17 protein-coding genes and 1 tRNA gene are annotated in these 20,177 nt (G+C 41.2%); 4 read left to right on the top strand and 14 right to left on the bottom strand.

The features are described from left to right. Nucleotides 1-16: 16 nt before the first annotated feature. From nagB to BUE31_RS27380, 3 genes are all read left to right on the top strand, one after another. Nucleotides 17-1,936, top strand: a complete 1,920-nt coding sequence (nagB, locus tag BUE31_RS27395; protein WP_073407041.1) for a glucosamine-6-phosphate deaminase — start codon at nucleotides 17-19, stop codon at nucleotides 1,934-1,936. Nucleotides 1,937-2,114: 178 nt separating this feature from the next. Then, nucleotides 2,115-2,188: transfer RNA gene (locus BUE31_RS27390), tRNA-Pro, on the top strand. Between the two features lie 464 nt (nucleotides 2,189-2,652). Further along, a complete protein-coding gene (locus tag BUE31_RS27380) occupies nucleotides 2,653-3,756 on the top strand; it encodes a WD40/YVTN/BNR-like repeat-containing protein (protein WP_234997918.1) in 1,104 nt (367 codons plus the stop codon). A 302-nt stretch (nucleotides 3,757-4,058) separates the two neighbouring features. On the opposite strand, the gene BUE31_RS27375 is transcribed toward BUE31_RS27380, so the two are convergent. The 3 genes from BUE31_RS27375 to BUE31_RS27365 form a co-directional block, all read right to left on the bottom strand. Then, the gene (locus BUE31_RS27375; protein WP_073407039.1) at nucleotides 4,059-4,619 is read right to left on the bottom strand and encodes a dihydrofolate reductase family protein; all 561 of its coding nucleotides are present in this window, start codon (nucleotides 4,617-4,619) and stop codon (nucleotides 4,059-4,061) included. 243 nt (nucleotides 4,620-4,862) lie between these two features. Next, nucleotides 4,863-5,984, bottom strand: coding sequence for an alpha/beta hydrolase (locus tag BUE31_RS27370; protein WP_083620409.1), 1,122 nt, complete (start codon nucleotides 5,982-5,984; stop codon nucleotides 4,863-4,865). A gap of 171 nt (nucleotides 5,985-6,155) precedes the next feature. Next, nucleotides 6,156-6,827 carry an ABC transporter ATP-binding protein gene (locus BUE31_RS27365; RefSeq protein ID WP_073407038.1) on the bottom strand — a complete coding sequence of 224 codons (672 nt, stop codon included), beginning with the start codon at nucleotides 6,825-6,827 and terminating at the stop codon, nucleotides 6,156-6,158. A gap of 330 nt (nucleotides 6,828-7,157) precedes the next feature. Between BUE31_RS27365 and BUE31_RS27360 the strand changes: the two genes are divergently transcribed. After that, entirely contained in the window at nucleotides 7,158-10,031 is a 2,874-nt protein-coding gene (locus BUE31_RS27360; RefSeq protein ID WP_073407037.1) for a M16 family metallopeptidase, read from the top strand. A gap of 87 nt (nucleotides 10,032-10,118) precedes the next feature. Here the strand turns inward: BUE31_RS27360 and BUE31_RS27355 are convergent, their stop codons facing one another. The 11 genes from BUE31_RS27355 to BUE31_RS27305 all read right to left on the bottom strand — a co-directional run bounded on the left by BUE31_RS27355 (nucleotide 10,119) and on the right by BUE31_RS27305 (nucleotide 20,150). After that, nucleotides 10,119-10,922, bottom strand: a complete 804-nt coding sequence (locus BUE31_RS27355) for a hypothetical protein (RefSeq protein ID WP_073407036.1) — start codon at nucleotides 10,920-10,922, stop codon at nucleotides 10,119-10,121. Between the two features lie 16 nt (nucleotides 10,923-10,938). Next, the gene (locus tag BUE31_RS27350; protein WP_073407035.1) at nucleotides 10,939-11,442 is read right to left on the bottom strand and encodes a heavy-metal-associated domain-containing protein; all 504 of its coding nucleotides are present in this window, start codon (nucleotides 11,440-11,442) and stop codon (nucleotides 10,939-10,941) included. Nucleotides 11,443-11,514: 72 nt separating this feature from the next. After that, a complete protein-coding gene (locus BUE31_RS27345) occupies nucleotides 11,515-11,901 on the bottom strand; it encodes an HYC_CC_PP family protein (RefSeq protein ID WP_073407034.1) in 387 nt (128 codons plus the stop codon). A gap of 120 nt (nucleotides 11,902-12,021) precedes the next feature. After that, nucleotides 12,022-12,702, bottom strand: a complete 681-nt coding sequence (locus tag BUE31_RS27340) for a YiaD family glycine zipper/OmpA-like lipoprotein (protein WP_073407033.1) — start codon at nucleotides 12,700-12,702, stop codon at nucleotides 12,022-12,024. 267 nt (nucleotides 12,703-12,969) lie between these two features. Next, the gene (locus BUE31_RS27335) at nucleotides 12,970-13,800 is read right to left on the bottom strand and encodes a DUF6515 family protein (RefSeq protein WP_083620404.1); all 831 of its coding nucleotides are present in this window, start codon (nucleotides 13,798-13,800) and stop codon (nucleotides 12,970-12,972) included. Between the two features lie 165 nt (nucleotides 13,801-13,965). Further along, a complete protein-coding gene (locus BUE31_RS27330; protein ID WP_073407032.1) occupies nucleotides 13,966-15,303 on the bottom strand; it encodes a sensor histidine kinase in 1,338 nt (445 codons plus the stop codon). A 121-nt stretch (nucleotides 15,304-15,424) separates the two neighbouring features. Beyond that, the gene (locus BUE31_RS27325) at nucleotides 15,425-16,108 is read right to left on the bottom strand and encodes a response regulator transcription factor (protein WP_073407031.1); all 684 of its coding nucleotides are present in this window, start codon (nucleotides 16,106-16,108) and stop codon (nucleotides 15,425-15,427) included. Between the two features lie 6 nt (nucleotides 16,109-16,114). Beyond that, a complete protein-coding gene (locus tag BUE31_RS27320; protein ID WP_073407030.1) occupies nucleotides 16,115-16,999 on the bottom strand; it encodes a hypothetical protein in 885 nt (294 codons plus the stop codon). Nucleotides 17,000-17,029: 30 nt separating this feature from the next. Continuing rightward, the gene (locus BUE31_RS31505; RefSeq protein ID WP_073407029.1) at nucleotides 17,030-17,365 is read right to left on the bottom strand and encodes a hypothetical protein; all 336 of its coding nucleotides are present in this window, start codon (nucleotides 17,363-17,365) and stop codon (nucleotides 17,030-17,032) included. A 230-nt stretch (nucleotides 17,366-17,595) separates the two neighbouring features. Next, nucleotides 17,596-18,540 (bottom strand): FAD:protein FMN transferase, encoded by a 945-nt coding sequence (locus tag BUE31_RS27310; RefSeq protein WP_073407028.1) that lies wholly within the window; start codon nucleotides 18,538-18,540, stop codon nucleotides 17,596-17,598. 227 nt (nucleotides 18,541-18,767) lie between these two features. Next, the gene (locus BUE31_RS27305; RefSeq protein WP_073407027.1) at nucleotides 18,768-20,150 is read right to left on the bottom strand and encodes a S41 family peptidase; all 1,383 of its coding nucleotides are present in this window, start codon (nucleotides 20,148-20,150) and stop codon (nucleotides 18,768-18,770) included. Between the last annotated feature and the right edge of the window lie 27 nt (nucleotides 20,151-20,177).

Here is a 20,177-nt window from a genome sequence, read left to right as displayed (position 1 = left end):
CAACCCAACCAACCCAATGGCGAGATTAAATTTACTAGAAGAGACGCGTTACGAGAAGCTGCCGGTAACGGTGTACAGCAATCAGAAAGAAGCATCGCTGGCAGTAGCCCAGCGAATAGCCAAGCTGATAAAGAGCAAAACTGCAAAAGGCGAAAAGACCGTGCTGGGCTTAGCCACTGGTGTAACCCCGATAGGGGTATATGCCGAGCTGGTGCGCCAGCACCAGCAGGAAGGCTTAAGCTTTAAAAACGTGATCACCTTTAACCTGGACGAATACTACCCCATGCAGCCTAATGCGGCACAAAGCTATGTAACGTTCATGAATGAGAACCTGTTCTCGCATGTAGATATCGATAAAGATAATGTGCACATCCCTGATGGCACCCTTGACCAGGAAGCGGTAGCCGCCTTTTGCTTGGATTATGAAAAAAAGATCACCGCATTGGGTGGACTGGATCTGCAGATCTTAGGGATTGGCCGAACCGGCCACATCGGCTTTAACGAGCCGGGCTCGGCGCCCAACTCGGGTACCCGGCTGGTAACCCTGGATGATTTGACCCGGAATGATGCTTCAAGAGACTTTGGCGGTAAACAGAATGTGCCTACCAAGGCCATCACCATGGGCATCGGCACCATCTTCAAAGCTAGAGAGATCATCCTGATGGCCTGGAGCGGGAAGAAAGCGCCGATCATCAAAAAAGCGGTAGAAGGCGAGATCTCCGGTGATGTACCGGCTACTTACCTGCAGCTCTCGGATAATGTGGAATTTGTGTTGGATGAACCTGCTGCAAGTTCATTAACTCGGTTCAATACCCCATGGCTGGTAAAAGACTGCGTATGGGAAAACGGTCTGAAAAAGAAAGCGGTGATCTGGTTGGCCGATAACCTGAACAAACCGATCCTGAAACTTACCGAAGAAGATTATAACAACCATGGCATGGCCCAGCTTGCAGTAGAGCAGGGCCCGGTATACAATATCAACATCGATATTTTTAACCAGCTGCAGCATACCATTACCGGCTGGCCGGGAGGTAAACCGGATGCGGATGACAGCCAAAGACCGGAAAGAGCACAGCCTGCAAGGAAACGCTCGATCATCTTCTCTCCCCACCCGGATGATGATGTGATCTCCATGGGCGGCACCTTTATCCGGCTAGTTGACCAGGGGCATGATGTGCATGTAGCTTACCAAACCTCGGGCAATACGGCCGTATGGGATGATGACGTGCTAAGATTCGTAGAATTTGCAATAGATTTTAACAACAGCATAGGCGATGACAATACCAAGTTAAAAAAGGTATATGAAGAGATGCGGGCCTTTATCCCGACCAAAAAGCCCAACCAGGTAGATACCAAAGAGATCAGGGATGTAAAAGGATTTATAAGAAAGACAGAAGCGATCTCGGGAGCAAGGTATGCCGGATTACAGGACGACCATATCCACTTTATGGCCCTGCCGTTTTATGAAACCGGCAAGATCAAGAAGAACACGGCAGGCGAGGCAGACATCAAGCTCACCATTGAGCTGCTGCAAAAAGTAAAACCGCAGCAGATCTTTGCAGCGGGCGACTTTGCCGACCCGAACGGAACGCACCTGGTTTGTTTTAACATCATTATAGCCGCCTTAAAAAGACTAAGGGAAACGGAAGACTGGGTAAAAGACTGCTGGTTGTGGATGTACCGGGGTGCCTGGCTGGAGTTTGAAACCCATGAAATAGAAATGGCCGTACCGTTATCCCCACAGGAGGTGATCAGGAAAAGGAATGCCATCTTCAAACACCAAAGTCAAAAAGACAGGCCTGTATTCCCGGGTGATGATGCCAGGGAGTTTTGGGTGAGAGCTGAAGACCGTACAAGAGAAACTGCCAGGGCTTATGACAAACTCGGTATGGCTGAATATGAAGCTATGGAGGCTTTTGTTAGGTATATCTACTAACACGATTAAGGGATTTTAAGGATTAACATGATTCATAAGGCAGATCGTGGTAATCTTTAAAATCTTACACGATTTAAGGATTCGTAGGATTAACATGATTTATAAGCAGACCATGTTAATCTTTAAAATCTTATAATCGTGTGAAAATCAAAAAAAATCTTACCTTCGCGCTCCCTTACGGGATGTAGCGTAGCCCGGTATCGCGCCACATTTGGGATGTGGAGGCCGCAGGTTCGAATCCTGCCATCCCGACTTAAGCGATGCCAATCAGTATCAAAACCTCTGAATCGAAAATTCAGAGGTTTTTGCTTTAATTGATGCGGTGATAAAAGACCTGATTTTCTGACAAATATTCTTCATTGCGGAACCTTCCCCTGGCGGTAATTTTTCCAAAGCCACTCCAGCGCCTCGGGCAATGTTTGCTTTCCATCCACCGCCCGTTCCTTTGTGCAGTTTGAATGCCAAAACTTACGCTTAAAATAATAAATAACTTTTAGCTGAATTTCTGATTGGTATTACATATGAATAATAACTCCTGCCTTTTAATTTAAGCGGGACGTTTAAATTATTACGTGTCCCAGTGAGACACTTGGGCAGGCGGGTCAAATTTTTATTTACAAAGTTTACATTTTTATTTACAATCCAAATTCCCCGCACTGAAATATATCAAAGTAATTTTGTTGAATCAATTTTTACAGGATATAAAAAATAAAAACATGAAAAGATTATTCGCATTTGTTCCAGCCGTCCTGGTGGGATTATTTCTACTAAATTCTTTTGTGCTAAAAGAAAAGGAAGCAAAAAAGAAACCAATAAAAGAAGGCAAATCATCGGCGATTGTCAACATCATTTTTAAATCTGCTGATGGTGGACAAACATGGCAGGACATTAGCGAAGGACTGCCTGAAAAATTGCAGAGAGAAGGTGTGTGGAGAGATGGTTTATTTGCAAATGACCGTGGGCTCTATTTACGTGCCGGAAATGGGGTTTATCACAGTGAACCAAATTCCACAACTCCTTTTTGGACAAAAGAAATTTTCCCTGGTGAACAGCGTAATATTGTCCCTGGCAAGAACGGGATATTTGCATATAATTTCAGGGGGCAATTTTTACAAAAAATAAACGGAAAGAGTGATTGGTCGCCCATGTACACAAATTTTCAAGAGCAAGCCGTACGCCTTAACAGAACGATAGATTGGATGTACACGAATTATAAAGAAAAACAAGTATCCAGCTTTTTTGAAACTACGGGAGGCACAGTTTTTATCGGCTCCAACAACGCCCTTTATAAATCCACTAATAGCGGAAAAACCTGGAAATATGTGCATGTTGGAGGCTGGGTAATGAAAATGGCAGAGTCAAACGGTGTACTCCTGGCTGCCAGCTCACAGGGAATATTAAGATCGACCGATGATGGTGAAAACTGGGATCGTGTGATTAGTGAAGGGGGTGCTGGCATTGCTGTGGAACGTATAGATGGAGGATTTGCTGCTATAGCCTACAACACAATAACCCAAACAAACAGCATACACATTTCACTGGATAGTGGAAAAACCTGGAATGCCATAGGCGAAGAACTTCAACCTTCCTGGAGTAGTTTATTAATGAAAAAAATAGGCTTACTTAAATCTTCATCGGGTATTTCATCAATCAAACAAATGGGTAAATATTTAATATGTGGTTGCTCAGATGGTATATTCCGATCATCTGACATGGGCAAAACATGGAAAAAACTGTTACTTCCTGCTATAGAAAATTATGGCTTCGATTTATCTGTTTCAGGCAACGTGATTTATGCCATACCAAATAAAGGATGTTAAAAAAATCCAAACTCAGAAATAATGTGTATTGCTGATTTTTAATCATTTGGTAATTATTATTAACCATATTATTTCTGTAGTATGAACAACAAGCTATCAATCTCTTACTTTATTTAATTATTGCTCCGCCCCTCTGCTAACGCACGCGTGTCGCGTGTGCACATAGACAAGTCGCTCAATATAAAAATTAGCGAGTATTACGTGATACGCATATGGTAACCTGGCACGCAGAGCACACGCGACACGCGTGCGCTAGCGATGGGACGGATTATAAAAACATCATGTATGTTGCAGGTTTTTCTTCAACTTTTCAAATATCTGAGCGCGACGCACCCCGACTTAAAAACCGTTGACTCAACAAGTTTCAATTGCAAATTCTCTTGCAGGTTGATCCCATCAAACAATCGTCTCCCCTCTCCTATAACTATCGGGTGAACCAGAATATGATATTCATCAATTAGGCCAAGCGCTGCAAGTTGTGAAGGAATGGTTACACCACCGGTTAAAATATTTTTGCCTTGTCCTTGTTTCAATTTAAGCACTTCATCCTGAAGGCCTGTGCGGACAATTGTCGTTTTTTCTCCTTCAGGGCTATCTAATGATTGTGAGAAAACAACAATTTTGTCGACGGCGTTAAATGCCTGGGCAAATTCGTAATCTGAGTTTCCTTGCTCGGAAGGGTCGTTCGCCACATCGGGCCAATAGGGAACCATCAACTGATAGGTTTTACGCCCGTATAGGAATGTGTCAGCATCCCGCGTGAGTTGTACAACATACGCAAACGTTTCTTCATCGGGATAGAATTTAGTATGGTCGCAGCAGCCATCTAAGGTGGTGTTGATTGCGTAGATTAGATTTCTCATTTGATTGCTTTTAGTTTCTTCAAAATAATAAATTTCCAAAATAGTATTCGTTCCAATGAAAACATGAAATTACTGATTATCAATAAATTATATCGACAAATTCAAAAACATCAATTTTGTATCGCCTGATTATCAGCTACTTGCATTTCGATCAAAATTAAAATACTGATAATGAGCGTGCTTCACAGCGTTCCGGGTGTTCCGTGTGAAAAGTGGAACGCTTTAGTTAAGCAAAGTGCTCCATCATTTCATACCCTTCGCCGGGCGATAATCTTTCCAAAGCCATTCCAGTGCTTCCGGAAGTGTTTGTTTTCTTACTTTATTATCAACGTGCCCGGCGTTGCGGGCAAAAATAAACTGGTATGGATAGCCTTTAGCAGCAAGCGCCTTTGCCATATTTTCATTTGCAAGCACCCAATCATGCATGCCGTCGCGCATTACGTTTGGATTAAAGAGGTCCCGATCACCCACTTCCATCCAGATTCGCAATGGTTTTGGGCGGCTTTTCGGGATGATAGTTTCATGAAATCCCCAGGCGCCTTGCGGTGTTTTCGGGTTATAAGGCCATTGCTGGTTTATGTAGGTACCTGAATAGTTGAGCACGCGGTGATACAACTCCGGATGGTACCATGCCATGATCAGGGCGCATGATCCACCCGAACTACCACCCATGGTGGCGCGACCGGCAGGGTCTTTTGTTAGTTTTACCTGGCACTTGCTTTCCACAAGCGGCAGTATTTCATTTTCAACAAATTCTGCATATACGCCGCTCATCGTATCATATTCCAGGCCCCGTTCGCTGCCCTGGGCATCGCCGCTGCCATTACCGATAGAGATGGCGATCATCGGCGGTACTTTGCCTTCTGCAATCAGGTTGTCTAATACAGTGAAAAGCAAATTGTCAGGCCCATCGGCGCCAACTATGAACGGCGCTATGGTGCCGGCAACATACTGTTTTGGAACATACACTGCCACCTGACGGGAGTAGGGAGACGGATGGCTTGTAGTGACGATTAATTTAGCCGGGTTTGCCGGATCCGGAGTGCCAAATGTATTTGGTTCCCGGGCAATACCGGGATAAATTTTGCTATCCTTTGAATATATGGTAAAGCGGTATACAGTCCCCTGAGGTACGTTAGCCTGTACCGTCGATTCTGGTGCAGGATCATGTGCAGGACCGATAATAAAATTCCCATTGGAATTGGGTGAGGGATTAACGCCATCCGGTAATTCCGTGACCGATACATAACCGGGCGCATGCGGGTCGCGGGTTGGTGGCTGGGCCATGGCTGAGCTTATACCCCATATCATATAAAATAACGCCCCTAACGCTATGGTGCGATTAATTATTTTAGGTAGCTTCATTTATTTTGATTTAAGGGAGGCGACCGGGATGCCTGCGTTTTAAATTTAGGGTTTATAAGCAAATATCGCAAATTAACCTGCGAGCTCCTTTAAATCTTGCGAAAAATGGTTCGGGATGCGTCCATTAAGGCACCAAAGCGAATAGCCGTTGGTTATTCGCTTTTTTGCAGACTATTGTTTTTTTATCGATACCGGAATATCAGGCAACCGGATAACCCGGTGACTATATTTGGCATCATTTTCAGAATGGGTAACCATTATGATAGTCGCCCCGTCTTTATTCAGCTCGTTCAGTAAGTCCATAACTTCTTTGCCGTTGTCATGATCTAAATTTGCTGTTGGCTCGTCTGCAAGTATCAATTTAGGACTGTTCACCACGGCCCTTGCCAATGCAACCCGCTGCTGCTGCCCACCCGATAATTGCCGTGGATAAGTTTTCCGGCGCTGATCGATATGCATTTTATCCAATATTTCCTCGGTCCTCTTTGCACGTATTGAAGTTGATAAACCGGTGTAGATCATAGGAAGCTCTACATTTTCAAATACGGTCAGATCATCGATCAAATTAAAATTCTGGAATAAAAAGCCGACATTTTGCTTACGCAGGGCTGCGCGTTTACGCTCATTAAAATGGGTTACTTCAACGCCGTTGAAAACATAGCTTCCGCTATCGGGATCGTCAAGAAATCCTAAGATATTCAGCAGGGTTGATTTCCCGCAGCCTGATGGGCCCATGATTGCCACAAATTCCCCTTCATCAACTTCGATAGACATTTTGTTTAATGCCACGATATCCAGCTCATCGGTATGGTAGCATTTTTCGATATTAGAGATCTTTATCATATGCTTCAGATTTTAGAGGGTTAAAATCATTATAAAGCTGACGTTATTCTGTCTTCTATTCTTTTTTTAAATCTACGAAGTAAAATAGATAAATACTACAAATTCAGGTTATTATAATATCAAAATCACCCTTAAAGGGTGATAAAAAATATAACATACAAGTGCGTTGAATAATTCTTTTGGCAGTTTTTTAATTCAATTAAAATTAATTCCCTCAAATCATCTACGAAATGGTTCGAAAACTACTTGTAACCAAAAATAATCAACCATTACAATTTGTAACTAAGGCATTCGTTTTGCATCTTAGCAGAATATCCCTGATTAAAGAAGATGAAATTAAACTATAAAATTTCTGTAGCGGCTTTGGCCTTGCTTATGGCATCTGGCGGAGCGTTTGCTCAGGTCAAAAAAAGGCCCGTTCCATCACCCAAAAACAAACCGGGAACTGCCGAGCAAAAGCATATTGTTAATACCAATGCCGCTGTTTTACCGGTTGACCCTGAAGTGATAATCGGCAAGCTCCCCAACGGCTTAACCTACTATGTTCGCAAAAATACAGAGCCCAAAAACCGGGCTGAATTGTACCTGGTAAACAAGGTTGGCTCAGTGCTGGAAGCAGATGATCAGCAAGGGCTGGCGCACTTTACCGAGCACATGGCTTTTAACGGTACGCGCGATTTCCCAAAAAACGACCTGGTAAGCTACCTGCAGAAATCAGGAGTAAAGTTCGGCGCCGATCTGAATGCTTATACTTCATTTGATGAAACTGTTTATCAGCTTCCTCTGCCCACAGATAGTGTTGTGGTGTTTGAAAAAGGCTTTAACATACTGGCTAACTGGGCAGCCTACCAAACATTCGACCCTAAAGAAATCGACTCCGAACGCGGTGTAGTATTGGGCGAAAAGCTGGCAAACGGGAAGAATGCACAGGAGCGTTTAAGTAACCAAACATACCCGGTATTGCTTAATAACTCACGCTATGCGTTGCGTATCCCGATAGGTAAAGAAGACATATTAAAGACTTTTAAACCCGAAACAATCAAAAGCTTTTATCATGATTGGTATCGCCCTGATTTGCAGGCGATAATTGCCGTAGGTGATTTTGATCCTGAGCGTGTTGTGGAACTTATCAAAAGGAACTTTTCTTCGCTGCAAAACCCTGCTAACGAAAAACCTCGGACTATTTATTCAGTTCCTCCTACACCAGGCACGGTTGTTAAAATTGCAACAGATAAAGAATTTCCATATACCCTGGCCGAAATTATTGTAAAGCATCCGCAAACAACTATTAAAACGGCGGCTGATTTTATGCAGAGCATTCGCATTCAACTATTTAACCAGATGCTGGGTGACCGAATTAGCGAATTAACTCAAAAACCAACACCTCCATTTGTTTATGGGCAAAGCAGCTACGGTGCGTTTATTGGCCGGCAGGATGCATTTACTACTATTGCAGTAGCTAAACCTGGTGGCCTTGAAACTGCCATTAAAGCCGCAGTTGCCGAAACTGAGCGTGTACGCCGTTTTGGCTTTACTTTAACCGAATTGGAAAGGGCCAAACAAAGCGCATTATTAGGAATTGACAATGCTTACCGCGAAAGAGATAAAACCAGGTCGGCTAATTTTGTTGGCGAGTACCAGCAAAACTTTATAACAGGCGATGCTATCCCCGGCTTGTCATTCGAATACAATTTTTATGTGAACAATATCAATAAGATCAGCCTTGAACAGATGAATGCTCTGGCCGGTAAATTTGTAAGCGACCAAAACAGGGTTATAATTATTGAAGCACCAGATAACGAGAAGGACAAATTGCCAAATGAAAAAACTATATTGGATTGGATAGGCTCTGCCGGTAAGGGCGTAACTGCATATGTTGATAATACCAGCGACAAGCCACTACTTGATAAGCTGCCAACTGCAGGCAAGGTCACCGACTCAAAAGCAGATAGCCTTATCGGGACTACTACATTAACGCTTAGCAATGGCATAAAAGTAATATTAAAGCCAACCCAGTTTAAAAATGACCAGGTGCTGATAAACGGCTACAGCTTTGGCGGCACATCACTGGCGAGCGACGACGACTATACTTCGGCAGAACTTGCAGGCGGCATTATAGGGAGCAGCGGTATAGCTGATTTTACGCAGATCCAGTTAAATAAGATCTTAAGCGGCAAAAATGTAAGCGTTTCACCATATATCAGCAATGTTGCACAAGGGATAACTGCAGGCACAACACCAAAAGATTTTGAAACTGCAATGCAATTAATTTACCTGTACTTTACGCAACCTCGCAAAGATGCTGACGTGTGGCAGGCAAATATTAGCCAAACAAATGCCCTGCTGGCTAACCGTGGCCTTAACCCGGGCAGCGTTTTCCAGGATACAATTTCTTCTACGCTAAATAATCATAATTTCAGAGAAATGGTGGTAACGCCGGAAAGGCTTAACAAGGCCAGTTTGGATAAAGCTTATTCTTTTTACAAGGACCGCTTTGCTGATGCCAGCTCATTTGTGTTCACTTTTGTAGGTAATTTTGACGTTAATGTATTAAAGCCTTACATAGAAGCATATTTAGGCAGCTTACCATCAACCAACAGAAAAGAAACCTATAAAAATTTAAATATTTTTCCTCCGGCTGGTCAAATCACCAAAACGGTAAATAAAGGTATTGGCGAAAAAGGCAGTGTGCAATTAGTATTTAGCGGCGCTTATGATTATAATGATGCCAGCAACATACAAATAGATGCCCTCGAAGAAATTTTGCAGATCAGGTTGTTAGACAGGCTGCGTGAAAAAGATGGAGGCACTTATGCTCCTGGTGTTAGGGCTAATTATAAAAAGATCCCGAATAGCAGGTATAGCTTTACAATTTCTTTTGAATGCGCACCTGCTGATGTTGATAAACTAACAAGCGATGCGCTTGACGAGATAAATAAATTAAGGCAAACCGGCGCTTTACAGGCCGATATTGACAAATTTGTTGCCGAGGAAGCGCGCTCAACGCAGGTACAATTAAAGGAGAATGTTTTTTGGGCCGGATATTTAGGTGCCGCATCACAAAACCAGGATGACCCTGACGCGATATTGCGCCATGTTAGCAACCTTAGCAATATAACCACGCAAAGCACTAAGGATGCCGCCAACAAATATCTGAGCGGTAATAACTTGATTAAATTTATTTTACTGCCCGAGAAGAAGTAAAAACAATAAAACAACCTTGCAGCTAATAACTGCAAGGTTGTTTTGTTAACAAGCAGGTTGCGATAACAAAAGTTACCCTACAGGCCTTTACAGATTAAACAAATTATACTCCACCCTTACCAGGTACATATCCTTTGTATTTCGCACCATTGAATTATAAATGGGAATCCGGTATGAAAAGTCGACTCTAATGGTACTGTTAAAAATTAGCTGAACAGCAGGGGCCGCATCCAGGTAACTTTGCCCATAACCGGGGTTTATCTTTCCTAAAAACTCAGCGTACAGATTTAAGTTTGTCTGGCTGTAGCTTTTATACGCTTTTGGCAAAAGCAGGTACCCTGATGAAAGGGTATAGCCAATTGCATCTTTAGCATTTGCCACCGGGATATTATTATTCCCTCCGTTATCCCATGCATGTAAATAACTTACTGAGCCAGAAAGCGCCAATTTATGCAAAAGCTGGGTAAAAACCACACCGCTCTGCAAACCAGAATTATCGCCTTCCAAAGTAATTTCCTGGTTAACTATCGGGTTGTTAATGCCTGATAGCTTTGCAAAAAACGCCCCGCGGAAATGCTTCTGCACTGAGTCGACAGATAAAAAGCGGTATTTGGCATAAACACTGCCGCCCTCAAAATGCTGCTGGTTTTGGTAATAATCAGAAACATATAATGATCCATGCACCATTAAGTGTTTGCTGGCTCCGTACATTAATTCAAGCGTACTCCGGTTTTTGTAAGTAGGATTAAAATAGCCCTGATTCTCCAGCCTGATGCCAAGAGAATGGGTTGCCATATTGCTGGCAGGTTCGGTATTTACATACAGCTCCTGTGAAAATACAGGGCAAGCCATGCCTGCAAGGCATAGAGCCGTCAATATAAAATGCTTCATAAATTATTTATAAAGCTTATATAGCTACGTGATAAAGCCTGCCTGTGGTTGATTTATTCACATCGGCTATTTGGCCAAGGTATTTTTTAGATACTGATTTTGGTGCAAAGCCTTTGTCGACTATGGTAACAGCAACCTGGCCTTCGGGCTCTTTGCTGGTTCCGTTCATTACCTGGAAGGTATCGCCGCCGTAGCTAAAATGATTGTCGGCAACTTTTACATTGGCAAAATCAAAGGTAGCTTTAAGGCTGTTCACAAAGAATCCGGCATCCTGCACTTTTTTGCTAATCAGGTCGAAATTTACCGGTTCGCCGCTTTTAAAGGTTAGCAGATAGGTATTCCTGATCAGATCAGTTTTTATTTCGCCGATAAATGGAAGTGTTTTTAAAGCTTTTTCAGTGGCTTTGGCACATAATGCACAGGTAAGTCCGCTAACCTGTAATTCAGCTTTTGTAAATTGAGCTTTGGCAATTCCTGTAGTAAGCACCAGCAGGATCATAAATATTTTAAGAGTTTTCATGTCGATCAAAAATTAAAGTTAAAAATTATAAACTAATTATTCATTGCTGCAAAGGCAGCACATTAATATTGATCAGATCAAGAGCTTGCAGGTCTTTAAAAATGTGGGAATATTATTTAAAGGCGGATCGGGCAGATCTTTGTATACTAAATCTGACAGGGACCCTTGTTTTGCAGTAAGGTAAGCACCAGCATAAGGTAATATTGGCAGATCCAGGCTGAATGTTTTGGCTAAATAAGAAGTTGCCTGGGCCTGGTGGGTATCTTTTACTTTTACCTCAAAGTGCTTATCATGACAACACCTCATTTTTCCGGCTAACAGCTTACTACAGCTTTTAGCCGGTGTATTTATATTTACAGAATATACAGAATTAAAGCAGTAATGCAGATTAAGCGCAAAGCCCGTTACTGTAACTAAATACAATAGGGTTAATATAAATGCGCCTGATCTTTTAATCATAAACAAAAATAACGTTTAACTTATTGATTACAAACATTTTTAAGCCATATAAAACAATAAACCCTGCCGGGTTTAGGCAGGGTTTTACTACATTTTATAATTAATTGCTAAAACGCCAGCTTATTGACCGGTTGTTTTAGCCTCTGTTTTCATTTGATCATTAGCTACAATAACAATTTCTACACGGCGGTTTTGTGCACGACCATCAACCGTGTTGTTATCGCCAATTGGCTCTGTTTCACCTTTTCCCTGTACAGTTAATCTTGAACCGTTTATATTATCAGCAGTAATTATTGATTTTACGGCCTGGGCTCTTCTTATAGAAAGATCCATATTGTGGGCATCAGACCCGGTATTATCTGTATGGCCAACAATAAGAATATTGGTTTCCGGATTATTTTGTAAGGAATTAGCAAGATTTTGCAGGTTAGTTTGAGCAGCCGCTTTTACGTCGGCCTTATCCGTATCAAACAATATTCCTGAACTAAAATTTACAATAATACCCTCACCGGCTCTTGTAACAGTAGCTCCGGGAACTGTGTTTTTAATTTCCGCAGCTTGCTTATCCATCTTATGGCCTATTAAAGCACCTGCTGTACCGCCTACTGCACCGCCAATTATAGCACCTAATGCGGTATTCCCGGCAGCTTTACCTATCAGAGCACCTATAACACCGCCACCGCCTGCTCCAATGGCCGCGCCTTTTTGGGTTTTAGTTAAAGAATTACAGCCTGCTCCTAAAATGCCTGCCATTGCCAAAGCTATACTGAATGTAGCTATTTTGGTTTTTAAAGTTTTCATAATTTATTATATATATGTGTGCCTACTTGCAAAGTAAATGCCAAAAAGAAGAAATGAGACAAATAATCCGTTTGTTTCCCTATTGGTTAAATTAATTACTCTGGCGAAATATTTTTTAATGAACAGCCCGCTGGTGTCTAAATAATTTGAATATTAAGCATCGAATACGCCCAATATTTGATACACTTAATAACTTTACAGGAATATAACAAAAATAAAAAAGGCCCCAATCACCAGGGCCTTCAAATTTCATACAGATATCAGCTGTTAAATACCTTTATCATCAGTTGGTAAGCTTGCTATCCGGTAAGCTACGTTTCCATCAGGACCGGTTACTTTTTCGTAATAAATATTATTAGGAGATACGTAATATTTTTTTCCGTTTAATGATACCTTGCGGCAATCATCAGGCAGTTGATTTACAATATCGCCAACCTGGGGCGCTGTAACGGCCGCATTTGGATCAGTAACCTCATCACCTGTATTTAAAACACCATCTTTACCGGCTACTACATAAATCTTTTTGCCTTTATCATCAGCACTTTCTTTGTAATAAACGCCATCAAGCTCGTAATACTGTACACCGTCAATTTTTATGGGCTGAGCATCTTTCGGCAAATCAGGAACACCTGCGCCAACCGGAGGTTCGGTAACCTGGTAGCCGCCATTATCATAAGGGCTGTAAAAAACGCCGCCATAATAATAATATAGTGATGATCCCCAGTAAAAAGGATAGTAACCAAAAGGTAAAACACCTAAATAAAAGCCCAGGTGCGGATAACCATAGTAACCTAAGCCGGTACGGTAAAATGCGCCTCCATGGTAACCAGTTGTGCCACCCAGGTAACTACCTGTACGGCCCCTGTAACCAACTGCGGCCATATTACTGCGTGCACTTACGCTGGCTCCATTTAAGCCTGTAGCCGTGCGCGTTACGCCAAAGCTACCGCTGCGAAAGCCGCCGCCGCCACCGCCACTCATCCTGATACCGCCGCCGCCATGACTTGCACCACGCTGTGCGCTGGCTGAAGTAACCAAGAGCACAGAAAGCATCCCTGTTAAAAACAAACCGGATGCATATTTATATAACCTTTTCATATTTTTATTATAACTAATTAACAGAAATTTTCTACTTTAAGTATATAGCCCTTTTAAAATAAATTCAACCATTATTAGACAAAGAAACAGTGCAATGGTTTAATGCATTGATCAAAAATATTCATTAATCAATCAAATTCCTAATTACCTGTTTTCTAACGCTTTTCAGGCTTTAATTTCAATAGCTCCTGGCGGAAAAATAAGTTTAAACGCGCTGCCGCTTCCTTTTTCCGACTTCACCTCTATCCTGATATGATGAAACGCGGCTATTGATTTTACAATAGGCAGCCCCAGGCCAAAGCTATCCTGTTGAAGGGATTGCCTGAATTTTTTAAACCGGTTAAAAATGTAAGGAATATCTTCCGCATTGATCCCGATGCCCGTATCAATTATGCTAACCGTGAAAGTGTTGTTCTCTCGGGCAGCAGCTATCTTTATCTGACCATTGGGATTGTTATATTTTATGGCATTATTAATAAGGTTAAAGAAAAGGTTAAACAGCAGAAATTTATTTACGCTAACTAAATACCAATCGGTAGGCAAGGTTGCTTCATAGCTGATATTTTTATCCTGCAAACGGATAGAGATCTCATCATAAACATCCTGCAGCATTGCAGATAGTGAAATATTATCCTCCTTTAAAAACTGCTCATTTTCAATTTGCGAGATCAACAGCAGGGTTTTGGTGATACTTTTTAAGCGGTTCAGGATCTTTTGCATCTCCAGCAGCCGGGCTTTAACCTCATCAACAATATCTTCCTGCTCAAACATGTTCTCAATTTTTGATTGCAGAATAGATATAGGCGTCATCAGCTCGTGCGAGGCATTTGAAATAAATTCCCTTTCTTTCTGGAAAGTGCTTTCAATAGTTTCAATCATTTTATGGATACTGAGATCCAGGTGCTGAAAATCGGAAGTGGTTGTTTTTACCTCTTTAAAGGGGCCAAAATTTGGGAATTTGTGGCCTACCAGTTTTGTTCTGATAATTAAGCTCAGGGGCTTAAGTACATAATTTGAATAAAGCTGGTCGGCCAAAATAGTAAACAATATCATTCCTAATAAAACCAGGAATGCTATATTTTGCAGCGGCCGGGTAGTTTCAGTAATGGCATCAACACTGATGGCAATTTCAAGCAGGTATTTTTTATTGTCGGCTTTAAAGTTGTGGCTCAGTATGCGGTATTCAATAGTATCACCCTGCAGTATGCGCTTTTCATTTTTAATAGTATCAATATTCCCTGGCAGTGAATCAACATCAAGGCTAACATAATCTTCTTTAAGCGGAGTGTAATAACTGGCATCGCTCTCGCCAGCCTGGATGTAACTTTTTATGCCCTGAGTTTCTACTATCCGAAGTAGCTTATCTTTTTGTTTCCTAAGTTTACTATCGGTGTAGGTTTGGTTAATATTTTTGATCAAACTGGGCAAAAGCAACACAAAAATGGTTACAATTACCAGTTTGGAAATGGTATTAAACAGCGTAAGTTTGGTTTTAAGCTTCATTGTAGATGCAAGATATCAAGAGTCAAGAATCAAGATATGGGGAATCAAGATATGGGAGTCGGAAAATATCCGCTTTAAATTCTTGACTCTTGACATCTTGATTCTTGACTCTCTTCTTTTTCTAACTGTTTATTTTTATTTTATAACCTAAGCCACGCACGGTTTCAAGCCAATCGGGCGAAGCATGGGCATTTAGCTTTTTGCGGATATTTTTAATGTGCGCATCAATATAGTTAGAGTCGTAATCATCATTTATAATACTTCCCCAAATATGCTCGCTCAATTGCGAGCGTGTAAGCGTACGGTTTTTATGCAGAATTAAGTAAGCTATAAGATCAAACTCCTTTTTGGTTATGGTGTTTACCTCGGTATTATAATAGGTAATGGTACGTTCGGTTAAATTTATTAAGAACCCGCCCAGGTCAACAAGGCTTTGATTTAGTCCAAAGCGCCTGCGGGTTATGGCCTGCATACGGCTTTGCAGTTCTAATAAAGAAAATGGTTTTGGTAAATAATCGTCAGCACCCAGGTCCAACCCTTTTATGCGGTCGTAAACTTCGGCCCTGGCAGTCAGGATAATGCATATGGCCTCGGGGTTGCTTTTTTTAGCTTCCTTAAGCAGGTCAAGGCCATCATAATCCGGCAGGCCAAGATCAATCAAAATAAAATCGTAAAGATTAACAGCAATTTTTTCAGAGCCTGATGTTCCGTCAAAGCACACTTCGCAGATGTAGTTGTAATTGGTCAGAAAAATCTCCAACTCGTCTGCCAGCGCCTTTTCATCTTCAATTATCAAAACATTCATACTTGTTTAAAAAAATAGGTAATAAAATGTCAGGTTAAAAAAAACCTCGTGCCTGTTTTTTAATTCACCCTCCACATTAACCGGGATGGAATACTTCCACGATGCTTCAAAAGTATAATGAGGCCTGTTATAAGCAATAGGCAACTTTATGCTGTAATTAAGCGCGTTAAACCTTCCATTATTATAGGGATGCAGAGGCGATCCCTCCAGTGATTCGGTTATAGCGTATAAGGCAAACCTGTCCGGATGATCACTTGAAAATTTTTGAACAAAGTTCTGTGTGCCAAATATAGCGCTGATAGTAGGATTGAACGATAGGTAGTCTTTATCATCAAAAACGCTCCAGCTGGGCTCAATATACTTTGAGGTACTGAAGGTTAGAAAAAAGTCGCTTGATTTGCCAAAAAGATAATCAGAAGTAATACTTGTTTTCGCTATTTTCCAATCGAAGCTGTTTTTAAAATTTATATCGTTTGAGGAGGCTGATTTTATTACATCGGCTGCAGCTTTTGCAAACAGGAATCTTGAATAGCTTAGGGTACCGGATACATTTTTGGTGTATTTATAAAAAAAGCCTGTTCCAACGTCAAATTCATCAACAAGGGGATTGTACCCTAATACTTTTACTGCCGAACCGTAAACAAAAAAGCCTGATTTTGCATTGTAAACAAAATCAGTACTTATAAAAGGATATTTAATAGGCCCGGTACGCCCGAAAAACTGCACATCGCTGCCATAATTAACCCCAACAGAAACAGACTGTTTCCTGAAAACAGTATCAGTATCAGCCACCGCATATGTTGCACGGCCTTTATATAGCAATGGCTTTAGCGTAGCCGCATTTACAGCAGTACCAATTATAAGCAAAAGCAATACAAAATAGTATTTCATTAATGTTTAGTAATGTGAGGGTTGAGTTTGTTAGTTGCCATTTCGTCTTGGTATTTCAGGCGGTCTTTCCAAACCTTCCGGCCTCCGTTGTCGTTTTGGCTTTATTTTAGGTGTTGCCTGGTTGTCTCCCGGTTCAATTTTCTCTGGCTTCGGCTGTTTTTTTGCTTTGGCTACTTCTTTAATCTTCTTTTTGTCTTCCTGTTCCTGTTTTTTTGTTTTGGTAGTATCAATCAATATCTTATTCAAAGACAAACTTATCTCCAATTTATTACAAACAAAATCAAAATGGTTATTTTTTATTTTAGCAGACGATAAACGGGGTGCAAATATTAATAACAGGACAATATACGCAAACCACTTTATCATTGAAGAGTAGGAAATGTTAAAATTCTTTTCAAATAGTATTCAATTAAACTTTTGGCCATTTAATTATCTGCCCGGCGGACAGTAAATAAATAGCATTGCGCGCTACGAAATCTAAACTGATCGGAATTATATAATTGAGGTTTATTTCAATAGTATTATGAGTGTTAAATATACACCAACATGGATTAAATTTAGCTTTTATTTATTCATACTGAAATGAAAAACAAAATTTAATTGATGTTTATGTTTTTTGAGGTATAAACACGGTCATGATCATCAATTATCACGGCGCCTATTTGGTTTAATTGATTTATTAAATATAAGCCTGCATTAATGCCTATTGCCAGCACAGGCGTCGCCATGGCATCCGCCAATTCGGCAGTTGTGCTTATAATGCTTACACTTTTAATTTTGCTTACCGGAAAGCCTTTTTTAGGCGTAAATGAACCTAAAAGTTTTTTATCAATTATAGTAACATACTTTTCGTTATTTACAGAGGTTGCCACAGCCATATTGCTGATAGCAATGTTTGCAAAAGATTGTTTTTCCTGTGATGGGTCAGCTGTTGCAATGGTCCAGGGTTCATTATCGGGCTGAGCACCCCAGGTAAGTAAATCGCCGCCGGCATTAATAACACCGCTACTTACTCCCTGTAATTGTAATATATATTTTGCCCTGTCGGCAGCGTATCCTTTACTGTTTGAGGCAAAACCAATGCGCATACCTGTCTCTTTCAAAAAAACAGTTTGTTCAATTGCATTAAGCTCAACACTTTTATAGTTCACATTGCTAACCCCGGCTTTTACAGCTGTATTGCTATTTTGAACCGTATCAAAGTTTGAATTGTCTTTATCGGCAGTGTAATAAGTAATATCAAATGCCCCGTGGGTAAGTGCAGATATTTGCAGGGAGCGATCAATTAATCTGAAAATTTCGGCGTTTGCTTTTACCGGCTTAATACCGGCATTGCGGTTTATTTCATTAATGCAGCTATCTTCACCAAAAGCGCTTAATAGTTTTTCAATCCTGTTGATCTCGGCCACAGCATCATCAAAACGATCTTCGGCCCATGATGGGTTATTGCCAACAATACTAATTTCAAACTGATCACCCATCAACCGCACTGAACGCCTAAAAATGATTGAATTATGAGAAATGGTCTTTATTGCTAACATACGCTTACAATTTAAAAAAGCATTAAAAATAACTTCAGCTAACCCCCCTTTTATACAGCATTTTGTTTGATAAATGCAGAATATGGCTAAAGTTTACGTTGCTAAAGTAACGGGGCTTTATGAAAATGAGATGAAATGGCAATTTGGATAATCGTAAAACAGCGATTATATGCCACACAATAAAGTAAAAAGACTTAAGGATGACAAGAGCAGAGACGGAAACTTATTTAGTTTACTTTTTCAAGCACACTGTTTATCAGCTCATGTTTGTTATCTGTTAGCTTAACCTGTAAATCGGGCCTCAGCAGGTTGTCTTTTAAATCGCCGCTTGGCCTTATCCATTGTTTTACGCCAAAAAGTAAGTTTATTTTAGTGTTGGGAAGCTTGGTATTATACAGTTCACCAAAGCCATTTGGGTGCCCTATCCTGGGTGTTTCGCCGGCTATTACAGCCAAATGGTTGTCTTTTATCCATGTTGCCATCATCATGGCGCTGCTAAAGGTACCGTTGCCTACTATAATAAACACTTTTCCCTTAAATCGTTTATCGTTATGCTCAGGCGGAAATGTGGTATCTGACGAAAAGTGAAATACTTTGCCTTCGGGCGCGGCCTTATAATAATCATCCGCCTCAACCTTCCATGATTTTAAAAGGTTAATGTAATCCTGGCTCTTCTTAAAATTTGAGCTGAACCCGCTATAAGGTTTATCATTAAATCCATCAATCAACATCCGGCCTACAACAGACTGCCCGCCGCTGTTTTTGCTGATATCGATAAAAAGGTAATCGGGCTTGTCTTTGTTTACCTGTTCAAACACCGCTTCAATCTTAGCATGGATAGAATCCAGTTGTTTTGGCGGGATATTAAATGAGCACGCGGTAATATAACCGGCGTTGTCAATTTTTTGATAGGAGATCTTTTCATCGCAGGCTGAGCCCCAGCCTGTTTGCCGGTTCAGCTCATCCTCCCAGGTTTTTAGTGAAACGCCCGCTACTATAACGTTCCGGCCAGCCGCTGTTTTAATAGCATAACTGCTCTGAATGCCCGGCAATGTCCAGGTATACAAGTAGCCGAATTGCAGGAATGCCTTTTCCAAGCGTTGATCGGCATAACCCGAAGAGAATAAGGCGCATTGATCAAGCAGCTCTGTAATTGGTTTATTATCAATTCTGGTTATGATGTCGCCGGGGTTGATCCCGGTCCCCGTAGATAATACCTTTTCAACCCGGTAAGCGCTTCCTTGTCTTGAAAGAGTGATCGGCAAAAACACATCCTCCTTCTGATAGCTTGCCCAAAGCAGTTTTTCGGGCAAATCAGCCCGCGCGTGTTCATCACATAAGCGTGCAATAACCGGCTTAATCATTTTTAAAAAGGCGGTCGCTGTAAGCGAGTCGGCTAGTTTTTTATCGATGGCTTCAAAAAGCTGGTCGTATTGCGCCTTGCTGAATTCCGTATACGGATCAACATGTACGGTGTACAACTGGTTTTTTAAATACGCGAGATCGCTCTTTAACTCAGTTGCAGAAAATTTAGAGTCGTTATGATTTATCTGCCCGTAAGTACACAGCGCAGCCAGGGAGATCAACAGCAGGGATGTAAGTTTTTTCATTGCGTAGTAGACGCTTAATTTACAAAA

Source organism: Mucilaginibacter sp. OK098 (genome assembly GCF_900142915.1).
In the GTDB taxonomy this organism is placed as follows: Bacteria; Bacteroidota; Bacteroidia; order Sphingobacteriales; family Sphingobacteriaceae; genus Mucilaginibacter.
Note: the sequence above shows the minus strand (reverse complement) of the source record. Positions and strands in the feature narration are given on the sequence as shown.